Source organism: Acinetobacter terrae (assembly GCF_002135195.1).
GTDB lineage: Bacteria > Pseudomonadota > Gammaproteobacteria > Pseudomonadales > Moraxellaceae > Acinetobacter > Acinetobacter terrae.
In genome coordinates this window covers 1-16,452 of sequence record NZ_NEGF01000011.1, presented here as the reverse complement: position 1 = coordinate 16,452, position 16,452 = coordinate 1, and the positions used below count along the sequence as shown (strand labels likewise).

The 16,452-nt window shown below is 38.8% G+C and carries 14 protein-coding genes and 1 rRNA gene; 1 reads left to right on the top strand and 14 read right to left on the bottom strand.

Translation table 11 applies throughout. From position 1 onward, the window contains the following. Nucleotides 1-23: 23 nt before the first annotated feature. From filE to filA, 5 genes are all read right to left on the bottom strand, one after another. A complete protein-coding gene (filE, locus tag B9T23_RS11930; RefSeq protein WP_265733412.1) occupies nucleotides 24-1,241 on the bottom strand; it encodes a putative pilus assembly protein FilE in 1,218 nt (405 codons plus the stop codon). A gap of 31 nt (nucleotides 1,242-1,272) precedes the next feature. Further along, nucleotides 1,273-2,937 carry a putative pilus system OmpP1/FadL family transporter FilD gene (filD, locus tag B9T23_RS11925; protein WP_086194242.1) on the bottom strand — a complete coding sequence of 555 codons (1,665 nt, stop codon included), beginning with the start codon at nucleotides 2,935-2,937 and terminating at the stop codon, nucleotides 1,273-1,275. Between the two features lie 12 nt (nucleotides 2,938-2,949). Then, entirely contained in the window at nucleotides 2,950-4,188 is a 1,239-nt protein-coding gene (filC, locus tag B9T23_RS11920) for a putative pilus system protein FilC (protein ID WP_086194241.1), read from the bottom strand. A gap of 50 nt (nucleotides 4,189-4,238) precedes the next feature. Beyond that, complete coding sequence (gene filB, locus B9T23_RS11915; protein ID WP_086194240.1) at nucleotides 4,239-5,078, bottom strand: putative pilus system C39 family peptidase FilB; 840 nt, start codon at nucleotides 5,076-5,078, stop codon at nucleotides 4,239-4,241. Between the two features lie 193 nt (nucleotides 5,079-5,271). After that, nucleotides 5,272-6,216: a putative pilus system protein FilA gene (gene filA / locus B9T23_RS11910; RefSeq protein ID WP_086194239.1), complete on the bottom strand. Its 945-nt coding sequence runs from the start codon at nucleotides 6,214-6,216 to the stop codon at nucleotides 5,272-5,274. A 259-nt stretch (nucleotides 6,217-6,475) separates the two neighbouring features. On the opposite strand from filA, the gene pabB reads away from it, so the two are divergent. Further along, nucleotides 6,476-7,813, top strand: a complete 1,338-nt coding sequence (gene pabB / locus B9T23_RS11905; RefSeq protein WP_086194238.1) for an aminodeoxychorismate synthase component I — start codon at nucleotides 6,476-6,478, stop codon at nucleotides 7,811-7,813. 139 nt (nucleotides 7,814-7,952) lie between these two features. Here the strand turns inward: pabB and hisC are convergent, their stop codons facing one another. The 9 genes from hisC to rrf all read right to left on the bottom strand — a co-directional run bounded on the left by hisC (nucleotide 7,953) and on the right by rrf (nucleotide 16,382). Next, nucleotides 7,953-9,044: a histidinol-phosphate transaminase gene (gene hisC / locus B9T23_RS11900; protein ID WP_086194237.1), complete on the bottom strand. Its 1,092-nt coding sequence runs from the start codon at nucleotides 9,042-9,044 to the stop codon at nucleotides 7,953-7,955. Nucleotides 9,045-9,244: 200 nt separating this feature from the next. Continuing rightward, on the bottom strand, nucleotides 9,245-10,546 hold the full coding sequence (hisD, locus tag B9T23_RS11895) for a histidinol dehydrogenase (RefSeq protein WP_086194236.1): 1,302 nt from the start codon (nucleotides 10,544-10,546) through the stop codon (nucleotides 9,245-9,247). A 194-nt stretch (nucleotides 10,547-10,740) separates the two neighbouring features. After that, nucleotides 10,741-11,436 carry an ATP phosphoribosyltransferase gene (gene hisG / locus B9T23_RS11890; protein ID WP_086194235.1) on the bottom strand — a complete coding sequence of 232 codons (696 nt, stop codon included), beginning with the start codon at nucleotides 11,434-11,436 and terminating at the stop codon, nucleotides 10,741-10,743. After that, complete coding sequence (murA, locus tag B9T23_RS11885) at nucleotides 11,436-12,692, bottom strand: UDP-N-acetylglucosamine 1-carboxyvinyltransferase (protein WP_086194234.1); 1,257 nt, start codon at nucleotides 12,690-12,692, stop codon at nucleotides 11,436-11,438. The genes hisG and murA overlap by 1 nt, the downstream gene beginning before the upstream one ends. Nucleotides 12,693-12,698: 6 nt before the next feature. Further along, entirely contained in the window at nucleotides 12,699-12,950 is a 252-nt protein-coding gene (gene ibaG, locus B9T23_RS11880) for a BolA family iron metabolism protein IbaG (protein ID WP_004650949.1), read from the bottom strand. A gap of 138 nt (nucleotides 12,951-13,088) precedes the next feature. Then, on the bottom strand, nucleotides 13,089-13,421 hold the full coding sequence (gene hpf / locus B9T23_RS11875; RefSeq protein WP_086194233.1) for a ribosome hibernation-promoting factor, HPF/YfiA family: 333 nt from the start codon (nucleotides 13,419-13,421) through the stop codon (nucleotides 13,089-13,091). Nucleotides 13,422-13,593: 172 nt separating this feature from the next. After that, nucleotides 13,594-15,048: an RNA polymerase factor sigma-54 gene (locus B9T23_RS11870; protein ID WP_086194232.1), complete on the bottom strand. Its 1,455-nt coding sequence runs from the start codon at nucleotides 15,046-15,048 to the stop codon at nucleotides 13,594-13,596. Nucleotides 15,049-15,649: 601 nt separating this feature from the next. Further along, on the bottom strand, nucleotides 15,650-16,090 hold the full coding sequence (locus B9T23_RS11865) for a hypothetical protein (protein WP_086194231.1): 441 nt from the start codon (nucleotides 16,088-16,090) through the stop codon (nucleotides 15,650-15,652). A gap of 177 nt (nucleotides 16,091-16,267) precedes the next feature. After that, nucleotides 16,268-16,382, bottom strand: a 5S ribosomal RNA gene (rrf, locus tag B9T23_RS11860). Nucleotides 16,383-16,452 lie beyond the last annotated feature (70 nt).

Below are 16,452 nucleotides of genomic sequence, written 5' to 3'. Positions count from 1 at the left end.
CCTGACTCTCTTTTATTCTATCCCTAACGGATTGCAACGAGTTTAACTTGGCCGTGATTGGTTAACGCACGATCTTCAACATCGATGGCTGAAGCCAACGGTGTCAGCAATATATATTTGCTGTTTGCAGGTACATGCAGTACCCCTTCTATTTTTTCGTGCTGAATGAGGGTAGATGCCCCCTCTTGATTTTTATATCCACCGGCACCTTCTAAGACACAACCTTTTGCATCTAAAAACACCACAAAAGGCCAGTAAAAGGTCGGGTTATTCTGCCGTGATGCATACGAATTCAGCTGAATATTCTGCACAGATGGATTCAGTGCAGCAACTTCAAAATCGAACTCATCATTCAGCGGTGCACGTGGCCAGAAGTTGACCTCTTTATTTAAATCAAGTTTTTTGACTTTTTTCAGTTTTTTTTCAGAAAAACATTGTTGCCCCAAACCATCAATCGCATCTGCTTGTGAAATGCGGTAATAAGTCTTTGCCAGGGTAATCGGGCCGGTATCTTGCACGACATTACGTTTAAACAGGGATTGCATTGTAGATTTACCCACACCCTTTTCACGTTCAACCGTTTGTAAACGCGTTGCACCATGTTTAAGATCAATGATGCCTTCAGGCATAGTGTAAAAACGCTTTTTGCCTTCTAAGTTAAATTCTTTATCTTCTAAATATTCGTTTTTGACATATTGCTGTCCATCAATATCCACAAAAGCGGTATTTTCTGTGTTTTCCTGAATAATCACGGGTTTTACTTCTAAGACTTTTTGTGAAATTACAGTTGGCTGTTGAAGCACCAATTGGTTTTCAGTAGCAATGGGTTGGCTATTAACTGGAGAAACTGGTGTTGATTGTAGCTGCATTTTTTCTGCAACCTGAAGCTTCACAGCACTTTTGGTCGGTGGTTCTATAGTTTTCACTGTGTCAAGATCAGTCTGAGCACTCGATTCAACTTTGCTCGTTTTAACTGATTTTTCAGGTGCAGCAACTATTATCTGAGCAATAGGACTCTGCACAGAACTTGTTGCAGCTGACGCTTTTTGCTCATGAGCAGGCGCTACAGGTAGACTCTGTTGTTGTACAATAACGGGTTTTGGATACGTTTTTTCAGTAGCTACTTTTGGCTGTTCACGTTGAATGACCATTGGACGACCGTCAGGGCCAATAATAGTATGAAACTCTCCTGCATATGACCACGATACTTGCGCTAAACTTAGCGTCAGTATCGTTTTCATCAATAAATTCCCTTTCATTCTTTTCCTTTGTTTACCAACGTGTTCTATAGTTCAATCCTAGAATGGTTATTTTTGTATTGGTTTTCACATTCAGGCCCGCGTATGGGTTAAGCAGTAAGTTATTTACGCCTGTTTGGTTGGCTAAACTACTGGTATTGGCTGGAATATTATCTTTACTACGCAAGAAACCAATGGATAAATCTAAGTCCGTATCCGCATCCCAACGATAGCCCACGCCCATACCAAACAATTGTGCATTATTGATTGGGATCATGGTATTCCGTTTACCATCTGGAATGGCACTTGAACGTGGTTCATAACCCGCTCGTAGTTTTAAACGATCGGTTGCTGAATATTCCATACCAATACCGAAGCTCCACGGTGAAGTAAAACCAAGCGGCAAGGATAACGAGCTATCGCTAACATTTTCAGAAAGTAATTTTGCAACTTTTAAAGCTGAAATTTGTCGGTCAAACTCAAAGGTAAATTTGTCCCATGCGCTATAGTCCGTCCAGCCTACATCAAAATTCACCTGTAGATCTGGCATGACTTTGTATTTAATCCCGGCTTGAAAATGCGCAGGATATTCAAAGTCCATGGACACTAAACCGGATTCACTGGATGGAATGTAGTTCGGGAAGCCTAAAATAGCTGCAAGAATTTGTCCGGTTGGCGATGACATCAAGCCTTTAATTAATTCTTGTGGTGCTTTGGCATTATCAATATGGTATTTCCCTTTTAAGCGCATTTTTGCTGCACTTTGATAGACCATACCGAAACTAAAGTCATCCGTTGGCTCCCACAGTACCCCCAAGTTAAAACTTGGACTTAAGGATTGCTCAACCGCCAATTGCATCTGACCGAATTTACCGAATGGGTTCATACCTTCTTCGGCATTACACATCCCAAGTAATAGAATGTCGGTAATAATATCTGAATTTTCTTTAAATGGCGTACAAACGACCTCATCGATCATTCGTAACATACCAATCAGTTCATTAGGGAAGCGTAAATCGGTTTTTAGACCCATGGCTTGGTAAGACATACCAATACCACCACCAATCGAAAGTTGGTCATTGACCTGGTAACCCACGGATGGAGATAAATAGGTGATCCGCTCTAAGGCAACCTGTTGTCCCATGTAGTTACCGGCATTTCCATTTTCAGCACCAAACCCGGCAACCAGTGGTGCATACACTGCGGTCGCATAAGTCGCTTTAGAACCCGGTGGGTTATAGGCAATCCCCATAGTAGGTGCGACCAATGGCATGCCTTCGCCTAAATCCACCATCTTTTTCAAAATAGGAACATAAAGACTCGGATATTCAACATCACCACTAACTTTATCTTTAAAATCAGTACAAATATCAGATGCAACTTCTGGTCCATCATTACAGACCATTGGATCGTCCGAATAACCAAACACGTTATAGCCTGGTGGTACGCTAAATTCACGTTGAATGTCAAAGTTGGCAACAATAAATTGTTGCTCAGTTTGCAGACCTTCAATTTTGGTTAAACCCGCAGGGTTAAAGTGAACAGCGTTTACCCCTGGTGGATCTGCGGTAACCGCATTACCCATACTCAAGGAACGTAAATCTACAGAAAGGTTGGTGCCTAACTGTGCAAATGTAGCACTTGAACAGCCCGTTAAGAGAATGGCGCTAACGAGCGGTCTGAGTCGAATTTTATACATACGACCGCCCTCTTAGCGAATTTTCTTACCAAAGCCTAAAATATCAAGTGGGAATGACAAACCCAATGAAACATCTGGCGCATCTTCCGTCAAACCAAAGCCTACCGTACCGTTCACAATCGTCTCTGGAGATACACGCACCCCAAGAGAAATTGCTAAAGTTGAACTGGTTTGATCAGCTGGTGAATAGGACTCACCACTGCTATAGGTAAATTCAGAACCAGTGTTAAAGCTTTGTTGATACGACATCGTCATCGATACGTCATAGTTAAATGAGTATGCGAAACCGAAAGAGAAACCGCCACTAATGCCCGGTTCAAACTCATCAATGACACGGCTACCACGGCGTTGATTTAAGTCAGTTTCTTTAAAGCCATAGTTTGCAGAAACTGAAGCGAACAACACCACTGGGTCGATATATTTACGTGTACTTGCGCCAATACCAGCAGAATAATACCCCTTACCTGTGGCTAAGTCGGTCGCAGAGTTGACTTCGTATGGACTGTCACCGCTTTTTGTCGATAAATTACCGAATAAAATCAGTGGCAAACGACCCGCTTGTAAGGGAAATGGCTCCCAACGTGCCCCCAAAGAAATATCACCCAAACCTGCGGTAGAGGTATCCTTTAATAAGTCTGTTTTTGCTACCAATGGTAATGAAGCAGTAAAGGTTAAATTATCTAAAATACCGTACTGTGCAGTAAAAGTATTAGTAATTGAGTGTGTTGCATTTTCTTGAACACGCAGTTGGTATAGCTGGCCCGATGCCATTTCCATATCAAGTTGTGTATCCCGATAATAGGTATAGTCAATATCATAATAAGATGAGATATCACCCTTTTTGATTAATGAATATTGTCTTTCATTTGATGTGAAAACTTCTTGTAAGTTAGCTTCTTTACTGACGTCGCCTTCTTGCTGTTGTAAAGCTGAAGATGCTTGCGATTTTTCATCTACTGGTGATGTTTCTACTATAGGCTTCGCATCTACAGACTGTGTCGCCACTGCTTCAACTTGTGTTTCCTGCTCATCTACAGTTTCATACTCGCCCAATGATAGCTCTTCTGCAGTATTATCCCCTCCTACTGAGTTAACATCCGCAGACTGTGATGCTGTTGATTCAACCTCTTCTTGCTGATCTACAACTTCATACTCCCCCAATCCTGGCTGCTCTTCAGCTGCATAAGCTGCACCCATCAGTATTTGAATACTGATCGCTAATAGGGTTTTGTTCATCCATTTACTGTTCATATTCCATCCCACCAGTTTTTTATTTTTTTAAGCTCAATCTTTCTTAAACGCTATTTATTTTTATAATAAAGACGCAAGAAATTATAGTTTAAGTCCCCATAAGAATCTGATTCTTCATTCATATTTTTATCAAGTCGAATCGTTGATGCTTTGTCGGCAATTTTGTCCATATAAAATTGCGGGTATTGCATATTCACCAAGGCATAACGATTCACGGTTGCATCTTCTACATGACGCATATCCGAATCTTGTAAAGCTAATAAATTTTTACGTTTTTCTGGCGCAACATTAATTAAGAATAAGGTGTTATTTTCCCAAATTTCTTTAAAACGTACTTCATCGAAACTAATATTCCCCAGTGCAGGATCTGCGACATAAACACGGCCATTTTTATATGCTTTAAATACGACAAAATGTTTAAAGCCGGCATAGGAAATCGGCACAATGGCAGGTTGCCCTTGCTTTACCAAATCACTAAATTCCCCGCGATACCCCCCACTTTCAAAGCCAATCGCGCTAACAAAACGTTTCATGTCCAGCAGTGAAAAGCTACGGCGTTCGACAATCTTGTCTGTCTCACCAAATTTCATCAGACCGTCCATAACCTGCTGTTCGGTTAAAGTCGCATTGAGATTAGTATAGCCATTTAAGAGGGTCGTTAATGCAGCAGAACCACAACTATAGTCATAGGATTGATGAACAATGCCACGAAATTGATCGATGATTGCTGGCTTAACCTGTACGGTTTCACGGTGCATGCGGGTGAAAGAATCATTACGAGAGTCTAAAGTCTCGGTATAGTACACAGCCTCAGCTGGTTTTTTCTTTATATCAAAAGCTTCTGTGGCAAAGTAATACATCAATGCCGAGCCTAATGCGATCTCTAACATATTATCTAACTTTTCTAGTTATCGGCATGACGTGCCATTTTTCATTATTTTAGAGTAGAAACTCTACTTCCCTGTTTTAGCAAGATACCTTTTTTTCGAAAAAAAAACAGTATTTTTTTATTTTTTTTGTAAAATTCAATAATATTTATGTAAAAAAAAACGCGTGTAAACACGCGCTTTTTTAAACAAATAATTAGTGACCGCTAATTGTAATAATCGCGCCTGGCATATAAACACCCTGTGCTGGGCTGAAGTAAGTTTGTAAACCTTGAACTTCCATATCACCAATAGATGCAGCAGTTTTACTACCCAAATGGATACCTTTTACATAGTTATCGTGTGCACCACTGGTGCTGACAATACGGATGTAACCATTATGACCAGTTTCCGCACCAATCACACTGATGCTTTGGTTCAATACAAGGTTACGAGAGTTTGCATCTGCCAATTGAATTTGATCAATGAAGATTTCACCCGCCTCACGTGTAGCAGTTTTAGTTGAGTTATCTAAAATACCCAAGTCATTAATCGTTAAACCACCGATCATGGTTGCATTCAATTTAATCATTGCGCCTTGAGGTGCAGCACCTAATTGAATATTTGCAGACATTGGACCCGTTTTAACAGAAAAACCGGTTAAAATATCATTGGTTACACCTGTACCACCACGACGGATTGTCGTTGCATTTGCTGCAGGTACGGCACCTGATGAAACAACACCGATTTTACCAACGTTAATATCTAAACCAGATACTTGAGCTGCAATGTTGATAAATGGATTGCCACCGTTTGCATCAGAGTCAATTTGTAAATCAGCAAGGTTACGTGACGGCAGTAAGTAAGCACCACCATTATCGTAGTTAGCGCCAATCACAATACCGTTAGTCGCTGTTACGCCCGTACCATTTCCATAAATTACGATTGCACCTGCTTCGCCAGTACCACCTGCACCCCCATAACCATCGTTATCGTGGATGAATAGTTTTTCAATTTCAATTTTTGAAATACCAATCCCGATGTTTAAACCATCTTGACCTGTTGTAGCACCCAATGAAGCATCATCCATTGCTTGCATTGCCATAGCATTTGCACTAATTGCCAATGAAGAAACTAAAGCAAGTTTAGTAAATTTTTTCATTTCGTACTCTCCCAAGAGTATTATTTTTTTTGATTGTCAACCACTCGATATTCCATGTTGTTTTTTGTTTTTGGACAACAATGGAATCTTTCCTTGAGCAGCCTGTTTGCCCTACTAAAGTTATATGTGTGTCATTTTTTGTTCAACTGCTGTTGGTCGCAATCCATATGTTACCGACAAACGGTATTTACAGTTTTTATGCATAAATATTGTTATAGAATACGTTATCTATGTATAGCCTTTTATAATTTAACATCGCATGAATAATCCGGTTATTTTTAAAAAACTGTTGACTGAACAATGGCTTAACACAGCTCAAATATTGTCTGCTTTATCGCACCTTACTCATTTGGTTTACTTGAAAAATGTAAATCAACCTGTGATCGCTTTTTTTGCATCTGAATATATGCTTAAACAAGGTCAAGTCACTGAAAATTTCACTCGTGTTTCACTGCATCAATATCAAGAAAAATCACAATCTATTAATTTCAATCATTTTTTTAAACAGAATATGCAAAACTATCATTCTGATTTTAACGGTGGATTAATTGGCTTTGTCAGTTATGACCATGCAGCACAACAACAAGTTTCGATTAAACAAAAAAATCAACCTGCTTTATTTTTGGGTATTTATCGCAGTTATCTCAAGCTCACTCCACAGGGTTGGACTTTTTTTAGTGATGAAGATGAGGCTGAAAGTATTTTTCAAGTTATTCAGGATGCAATACAACACAAAAAACATCCCTCTCTTTCACTCACTCAAACTTGTAGTGCGCGCTGGAATAAAAATGAATATGTGACTGCCTTTAAGAAAGTTCAAGACTATATTAAAGCCGGTGATTGCTATCAAATTAATCTGACTCAAGAATTTACAGCAAAAGCTCAAGGCACTTTATTAGCTACAGCTGAAGAATTCTGGAAACTCACCGATGCCCCTTATTCAGGTTATTTAAAGATTGATGACTTTGAACTATTAAGTTGTTCACCTGAATTGTTTATTAATTTTGAAGTAAATCGAAAAATTGTCACTCGACCAATCAAAGGTACAATGCCTCGTTATGCGGATCCGAAACAAGATGAACAATCCAAACAAAACCTGATTCATTCTAAAAAGGATCAGGCTGAAAATGTCATGATTGTTGATTTACTGCGCAATGATTTAAGTGTTTATGCGGAAACAGGTTCGGTTAAAACACCGCAACTTTTTGAAATTGAATCTTTTAATCAGGTTCATCATATGGTGAGCGAAGTCACTGCAACATTAAAGGAAGATATCAATCCATTTGATGTCTTAATGTCTGCACTACCCGGAGGTTCGATTACGGGTGCGCCAAAAATTCGCGCGATGCAAATTATTGATGAACTTGAAGGTGCGCCACGTGGTGCTTATTGCGGATCGATGGGCTATTTTAATTTTGATGGTACAGGTTCTTGGAATATCTTGATTCGTTCCATCCAAAAATATCAAGATGAAATATCTCTATGGGCAGGTGGTGGAATCACCATTGCCTCAGATTGTGATGCAGAATATCAGGAATGTTTTGATAAAGTTTCTGCCATGCTAGATCTACTGAATACTTGGTATATACCTGAATAAAATAAACAAGCGAGTCCTGGGCAAGTTAAAGCACTACTCTAACGAAGCGCAAAACAGAAATACAAATCCCTCCCAACCTCCCTTTTCTCAAAGGGAGGAGTTCCCACATTTACTAAAGGAGGGTTAGGGTGGATTCAAATCACGCCAAAATATCATTTTTTAACGTATCAACAAGACGTTGATTTTGCTCATCTGTACCAATGGTAATACGTAAATACTGATTGATACGTGGTTTATTGAAATATCGCACAATAATGCCACATTCACGTAATTCAGCCGCTAATTCACCTGCATCTTTATTCGGCAGCGATGCAAAAATAAAGTTGGCTTTCGAAGGTAAAACCTTAAAACCAATAGCTGCTAAATCAACAACCAACTTTTCACGGCTGTCAATGACTTTTTGGCATTGTGCTTCAAAGTAAGCTTGATCTTCAAATGAAGCTACTGCCGCAGCAATCGCAAAACGATCCATTGGGTAAGAGTTAAAGCTATTTTTTACCGCTTCCAACGCAGCAATAAGATGTGGCTGCGCAATGGCAAAACCAACCCGCAAACCTGCCAATGAACGTGATTTAGATGTGGTTTGGCACACGACTAAGTTTTCGTATTTTTCAACTAAACTCACTGCTGATTCTGCACCGAAATCAACATAAGCTTCATCAATGACCACGACTGAATCAGGATTTGACTGCAGCACTTCTTCAATTGCAGATAATCCTAATGCAATACTGGTTGGTGCATTCGGGTTGGTGATAATGATGCCGCCATTGGCTTGTTTATAATCATCCACCACAATTTCAAAGTCATCATTGAGCGGTAAAATTTTAGTTTTCACCCCAAAAAATTGACTATAAACCGGATAAAAACTGTAGGTAATATCTGGATAAAGCACAGGTAATTCTTGAACAAAAAATGCTTTAAAAATATGTGCTAGCACTTCATCTGAACCATTTCCGACAAAGACATTGCTTGTATCAACATTTTGTTGAGCGGCTATGGCTTGCTTTAATGCAGAAGCATCTGGATCTGGATATAAACGTAATACGTCTGCTGAATTTTCTAATACCGCTTGTACCGCATCGACCACTTTCGGAGAGGGTGGATACGGGTTTTCGTTAGTATTAAGCTTCAATAAATTTTGAATTTTGGGTTGTTCACCTGGCACGTAGGGTTCTAGTTCACGTACTTCAGGACTCCAAAAACGCATTTGTTGTGTCGTGATGGTAGACATTGTTTTTATCTCTTTAATGCACTCAACTTACTTCATGTAAGCCCTCTCCTTTTAGGAGAGGGTTTGGGAGAGGTCAAACTTAATCCCAAACCGAAATGAATATTAAATTCTTTGCCCTCTCCTCACCTCTCTTGCACTTTGCTTTAAAGCTCGTTCGGAGAGGAACATTCATTACTGAATGGAGAGTTCTTCACTTTATATTATTGATAACGATATCTTGCTGATCTCGCATGGGCATCCAAGTTTTCTTGTTGTGCCAATACATCTGCAGTTTTCGCTAAAGTCTTCACACCTTCTTGTGAACACATGATCAAGCTTGAACGCTTTTGGAAATCATAGACACCAAGTGGTGATGAGAAACGTGCTGTACCTGAAGTTGGTAATACATGATTTGGACCTGCACAGTAGTCACCAATTGCTTCTGGGGTATAACGTCCCATGAAGATCGCACCTGCATGGCGAATATCTTCAGCCATTGCTTCAGCATCATCCAAGCAAAGTTCTAAATGTTCTGGTGCAACCTGATTAATTAAATCAATGGCTTCTTGACGATCTTTCACCAAAACTAAAGCACCACGATTAGCAATAGACGTACGTGCAATTTCTGCTTTAGGCAATGTCGCTAAATGTTCCTCAATGGCTTGCTCAACTTCATTTAAAAGCTGTTCATCGGGTGTAATGAACACAGCTTGAGCCACAGTATCATGCTCAGCTTGAGACAATAGATCCATCGCAAGCCATTTCGCGTTATTTTCACCTTCTGCATAAACCAGAATTTCAGAAGGACCGGCTATCATGTCGATACCAACCTGACCGAATACCGCACGTTTTGCCGCTGCAACAAAGCGATTCCCTGGACCTGTAATTTTATCTACGCCTGGAACAGTTTCTGTACCGTAAGCCAATGCTGCTACCGCTTGTGCTCCACCAATGGTAAATACACGAGTCACACCTGCTAGATACGCAGCAGCGAGTACCAATGGATTCAATTCACCATTAGGTGCCGGAACCACCATAATAATTTCAGCAACACCCGCAACATGAGCAGGTACAGCATTCATCAACACTGAAGATGGATAAGAAGCCAAGCCACCCGGCACATAAATCCCAACACGATCAAGCGGTGTAATTTTTTGACCGAGTGTATTGCCCAAAGCATCAACATAAGTCCAACCATCTTGCTTTTGTGCTTGGTGGAATTCACGAATTCGATTTGCAGCCAATTCTAAAGCTTCCCGAACATCGTTATCTAACCCTTCAAAAGCCGCTTTGAGTTGCTCTTGGGTAAGTTCGAGATCTGAAAACTGATGCGCTGGATGTCGATCGAACTGTTGAGTGAGTTTAAGAACATGAGCATCACCATGCTGACGCACATCAACAATGATTTGGTCTACAGTTTTTAAAAGTTCAGGATCATTCACAGTCTCAAAAGCCAACAAGTCAGCAAATGCTTGCTTAAAGCTTTGATCTTGGGTCGATAAACGTCGCATCAATTTACCCATAAGGTTTGAATTCGAAGGCTTTAGTTTACCTGTTTTCATGCGCTTTGTCGGTAGCTATAATACGGTATCAGTATCAGTTTTATTGAAATTAACTTTTGCCAAGATTGATGAAAACACTGAATGTTTACAGTTTTTCTCAGGCATAAAAAAACCGCCACTGGGTGACGGTTTTTCAAATTTGCATACAGAGATGCTTATTTTTTGCTTTCGCGTTCTTCAACTGCTTTTTCAAGCTGTGCAAGAATCGGGTTCAATAAAGTTTGCTTACGTTTAAAGCTGGCTTTATTCACAATCAAGCGAGATGAAACTTTGCAAATTTCTTCAAGTGGCTCAAGACCATTGGCACGTAAAGTATTACCGGTATCAACGACGTCGACAATGTAATCCCCCAAACCAACCAATGGTGCAAGCTCCATCGAACCATAAAGTTTAATCACGTCAACCTGTTCACCCAAGCTCGCATAATATTGACGGGTTAAGTTCACATATTTAGTTGCAATTTTTAAACGGCCTTTTGGACGCTCCATCCCGACTTTACCGGCTGTCATTAATTTACAGTTGGCAATTTTTAAATCGAGCGGTTCATACACATTTTGTGCGCCATGTTCCATCAGCACATCTTTACCGGCAACACCTAAATCAGCCGCCCCATTTTCCACATAAGTCGGAACATCCGAAGCACGTAAAATTAAAATACGGACTTGCTTATGTGTGGTTGGGAAAATCAACTTACGTGATTTATCTGGATCTTCCAGTAAGTTAATTCCTGCTGTTTCAAGCAATGGTAAAGTTTCTTTTAAGATACGCCCTTTGCTTAATGCTAAAGTCAAACCATGATCAAAATTGCCCATTACGTCAAAGTTTGGATCATCGTTTCTCATATCACTCATTAACTTACTCGCTTAATTTGGGCACCTAAACCCTGTAACTTCGCTTCAATATCTTCATAACCGCGGTCAATATGATAAATACGGTCAATCAATGTTTCCCCATCTGCAGCTAAAGCAGCAAGAACCAAAGAGAATGAAGCGCGTAAATCGGTTGCCATGACCGGTGCTGCAGAAAGTTTTTCTACACCCGTCACAACAGCATCATTACCTTCAACCTGAATATTTGCTCCCATACGAGAAAGCTCAGGCACATGCATAAAACGGTTTTCAAAAATCGTTTCAGAAATGGTAGCAAAACCACGACCAATGGCATTTACCGCCATGATCTGCGCTTGCATATCTGTAGGAAACTCTGGATGTGGCAAAGTCTGGAAGCTAACTGCTTTCGGACGTTTACCCATCATGTCGAGCTCAATCCAGTCATCACCACGGGTGACTTCCGCACCCATTTCTTCAAACTTGTCTAAAACAGATTCGAGTAATGATGGATCGGTATGTGTGGTTTTGATTTTACCGCCAGTGATTGCAGCCGCAGCCAAGTACGAACCTGTTTCAATACGGTCAGCAACCACGGCATATTCACAGCCATGCAAGCTTTCAACACCAGTCACAACCAATGTATCCGTATCTAGACCTTCAATTTTTGCACCCATTTTAATGAGCATTTGCGCAAGGTCAGTAATTTCTGGTTCACGCGCAGCATTGCGGATGGTGGTGACGCCATCCGCTAAAACTGCAGCCATGAGAATATTTTCAGTACCACCGACAGTCACCATATCAAAGATGACTTCGCCACCTTTTAGACGACCATTAACCTTGGCATGCACATAACCATTTTCCACTTCAATTTCAGCACCCAAAGCCTCTAATGCTTTTAAGTGTTGATCGACAGGACGTGAACCAATGGCACAACCCCCTGGAAGCGATACTTGTGCACTACCATAGCGCGCAAGTAATGGACCAAGCACCAAAATTGAAGCACGCATGGTTTTTACGAGTTCATAAGGTGCAAACTGATTGTTCAATGTAGAAGTATCAGCTTTAACCGTGTCGCCTTCATAAGACATTTGAATACCCAGACCGCCAATCAATTGCACGAGCGTATTCACGTCTTTCAGGTTGGGCACATTGGTTAATGTGGTCGGCGTATCAGCAAGAATCATCGCTGCAAGTAAAGGCAATGCTGCATTTTTTGCACCAGAAATACGCACTTCACCTTCGAGCTTAACACCGCCCTGAATTAAAAATTTATCCATTTAGTTCTAAGCTCCGAATAAGCTTGCTTTACGCCATTCTTCTTTGGTCATTGCACGAATAGTTACCGCGTGTACTTCACCGCTGGCAATATATGAATTTAACGGAGCATAAACCGTTTGTTGACGTGCGACTGGACGCTTGCCTTCGAATTGTTCATCGACGATTCGAAGATCAAACTTACCGCCTTGCCCACTAACTGCAACTTCAGCCTCTGGAAAAGCAGCTTTTAAAATTTCAGTGAGCTGTTCACTATTCATCACAAAGACCTCTTATAGGACCAACGGTGTAAAAACCTGCCATTTTACTATAAATATGAAAAATAAATCATTAACGCATAACATTTTATACATAAAAAAAGAGGTCTTTAAAAAACCTCTTTTTGTTTAAAAATCAAACTATACAAGCAAAGGTGAATACTCCATCTGCATTTTCCGATGTTTATGTAATTGTCTTTTTAACTTTTCTGTTAATTTTTTAATTGAAGTATACATATCATCGGCACTGGCTTGAGCAAACATCTCTATCCCGGGTAAACGAATAATGGCTTCAGCAATATGATTATCACTGCCTTTTTTAGAAAATTTATCTATTTGATGATCTTTTGAAAGTTTAACCTGCATACTATTTACTTGATCTAAATTTTTTATCATTTGCGAAAATCTAAGGCGAATATTTTCTTCAATTGCAGGGGTAATCGTTAAATGGTGACCACGAATTGTTATTTGCATAGTTCTATCCCTCACCTTCTTTTAGGATTAGAAAAGAATAGCCAAGCCGACCTAATGACAGCAAAAATACAATCCTGCAAATTTAACATTAAATCATTTAGACTATTCCTTAAGTAAAAAGAGATTCATTATGTTGTCATAATGAATCTCTAGAATAGCCACACTTTAAAATTTAGATCAAGACTTTTCGTTCAGAAGATGACGGAATATGTAACGACTCTCGATATTTAGCAACAGTTCGACGGGCTACATCGATCCCGTCTTCTTTTAATAAATTGGCAATAATATTGTCTGATAACGGTTTTCGTGGATTTTCTTCAGAAACCAACTTTTTAATTTTGGCACGAATGGCGATAGAAGATGCTTCCCCACCAGAAGTAGTTGCCACATGACTTGAGAAGAAATATTTCAACTCAAATAAACCGCGTGGTGTAAGCATAAATTTATTGGTGGTTACACGTGAAACCGTAGATTCATGTAACTCTACTTCTTCCGCAATATCACGCAGCACCAAAGGCCTCATCCCTTCTGCACCAATTTCTAAAAACATCTTTTGATGTTCAACAATACAGCTTGCAACTTTTAATAAAGTCTTATGCCGCTCATCTACACTTTTAATAAAATTTTTGGCATCCAGCATTTGATTGCGTAAATATTGATTATCAGTGCTTTGATCAGCACGCTTAATCATATTGGCATAAAAAGAATTAATCCGTAATTTCGGCATGATGTCGGGATTTAACTGCACTTGCCAATGGTCATTTTTTTTCATTACGACCACATCTGGAATTTGATAGTCTGAATCTTTTTCCTCAAACTCCATGCCCGGATAGGCTTTTAACGTTTTCAACAAATCAACCGCACACTTCAGTTGATCTGGATTTAAACCGGTTTGTTTAACCAGTTTCGGTAATTCATTGGAAATCAATAATTCATAATGATTCAATAACGTTATGGCTTCACGACGATAGGCTGTTTGCTCAGCTAAACTTTCTAATTGCACCAATAAACATTCAGCTAAATTACGTGATGCCACACCGGGAGGATCAAGATGCTGAATATGTTTTAAAACTGCCACCACTTCATCATCTTCAACTTCATCGTCGTAATCCATAGATTCCAATAAATGCTGAACAGATGTGGTTATTTCTGTAATTTCTGCATCCAAAAAGCCTTTTTCATCCAAAGAATCAACAATACAATGCGCAATCAGTTTATCGACCTGTGAAAAATGCAATAAATTAATCTGTTCAAGCATATGCTCTTTTAAGCCTAAATGACCTTGACGATTATCTTCACGCTCTTCATATTCAGGTGTACCTAGACTCGTTGGCTGATGTGTATAAACATCATCCCAATCGGTATCAACTGGTAAATCATCCGGTAAAGTATTGGCATTTAATTCATTGGTTAAGTCTTTATTGTCACGTTCTTGTTCTTCCAAAGAAGATAGACTTTCAATATTCGACTGTTCTTCTATTTTTTCTAATAAAGGATTACTATCGAGTTGAATTTGAATTTCTTGCTCAAGCTCTAAACTCGATAATTGAAGCAAACGAATGGCCTGCTGCAACTGCGGTGTCAACGACAAGGAGTTCGCAACTCTTAATCCAACCGATAACTTCATTCTTAGAATTCCTCATAATCCTGCGGCTTATAAGCAATTTTTATGCCGCTTTTAAATTTTATAACACAGAAAAATCAAAATTCATACAATCAACAAACCTAATTTATTTTTTATTTAGCTCAATTTTTCATAAATTTTAAATCAATTCATTTATTTAATTATAAAAAAGATTAAATTTACTGATTTTTTATTTAGATCAAAAACTATAAAATATTTTTAAAATTTGAAATAAATTTGTCAGACAATGCACTTTTTAATAAAAATATGATGAATGGAGGATCGTTATATCTAATTTTCTATTTATTTTTTGATTTTTATAGAATGCAAAAAATGAATGAATATATTTGCAGATTTAAGCTTTAAAAGTTTCAGGAAATTTTATTTTCCATCTTCAGGGATTAGGGAGATTGAATTAAATTTCACACTTGACACTAAATTCACCAAGGATCTAAATCTGATGAGATAAAAGCATATCCATTGTAAGCAATCCATATGTAAAAAGTTTAATAACGATTTGCTTGATTTCATATCCGCTGCAGAACCCATATAAAAATTAGAACAAGTCTGTTTTTTTATCATTTTCCTCATATTCATTTATAAACTATATGGCTTGAATATTGTTCTTTTCAAGTTTTCCATTTTTCTTTTTTTCTAATAATCTATCCAATTCTTGAAAGATAAATTCATTATCATAGACTCCAACCCTTTCGTTTAATAATACTAATATTCCAACACAATCATAATTATTCAGAGATTTTTTTGTTTGATAAATTTGCTTATCTGCTTTTGAATAAATATCTTTTAAATTTCCAGCACCATAACCACATATTTCATTCCTAAATCCCTGTAGATCACCATATTGTCTGATCAATTCTTCAATATGTATAGTTCCATAAAACTCTGGAAAACTTGGGTAGTTATCAGCATATGCGTTTATGCGCTCATTATCCTTTACATCTCTATCAGTCTCTAAAGGTTTAACTTCTAATATCCAATTTCTATCAAAAGCAAAATAATCTGCTTTTTGATCTTCGAATTTCACATCCTTAACTTCATCAATGGATTCATATTCTAAATCTGCAAATTCTTTAAACTTTTATTTTATTTCTTATCACTAATTAGAATAATTTAAATTCATCAAAAGAAATTTTCAAAATAAATATTCCGCGCATAAAAAACCCCCTCTGCTTTATAGCGGAGGGGGATTTTCGGAATAATGAGCTGGCGATGACTTACTCTCACATGGGTAACCCCACACTACCATCAGCGCAAAGAGGTTTCACTTCTGAGTTCGGGAAGGGATCAGGTGGTTCACTCTTGCTATTGTCGCCAGCACAACTGTTTATGATTACTCGCTATGGTCTTATTTACACTGGGTGTATGCCTAGCTTTGGTCAAAAGAGT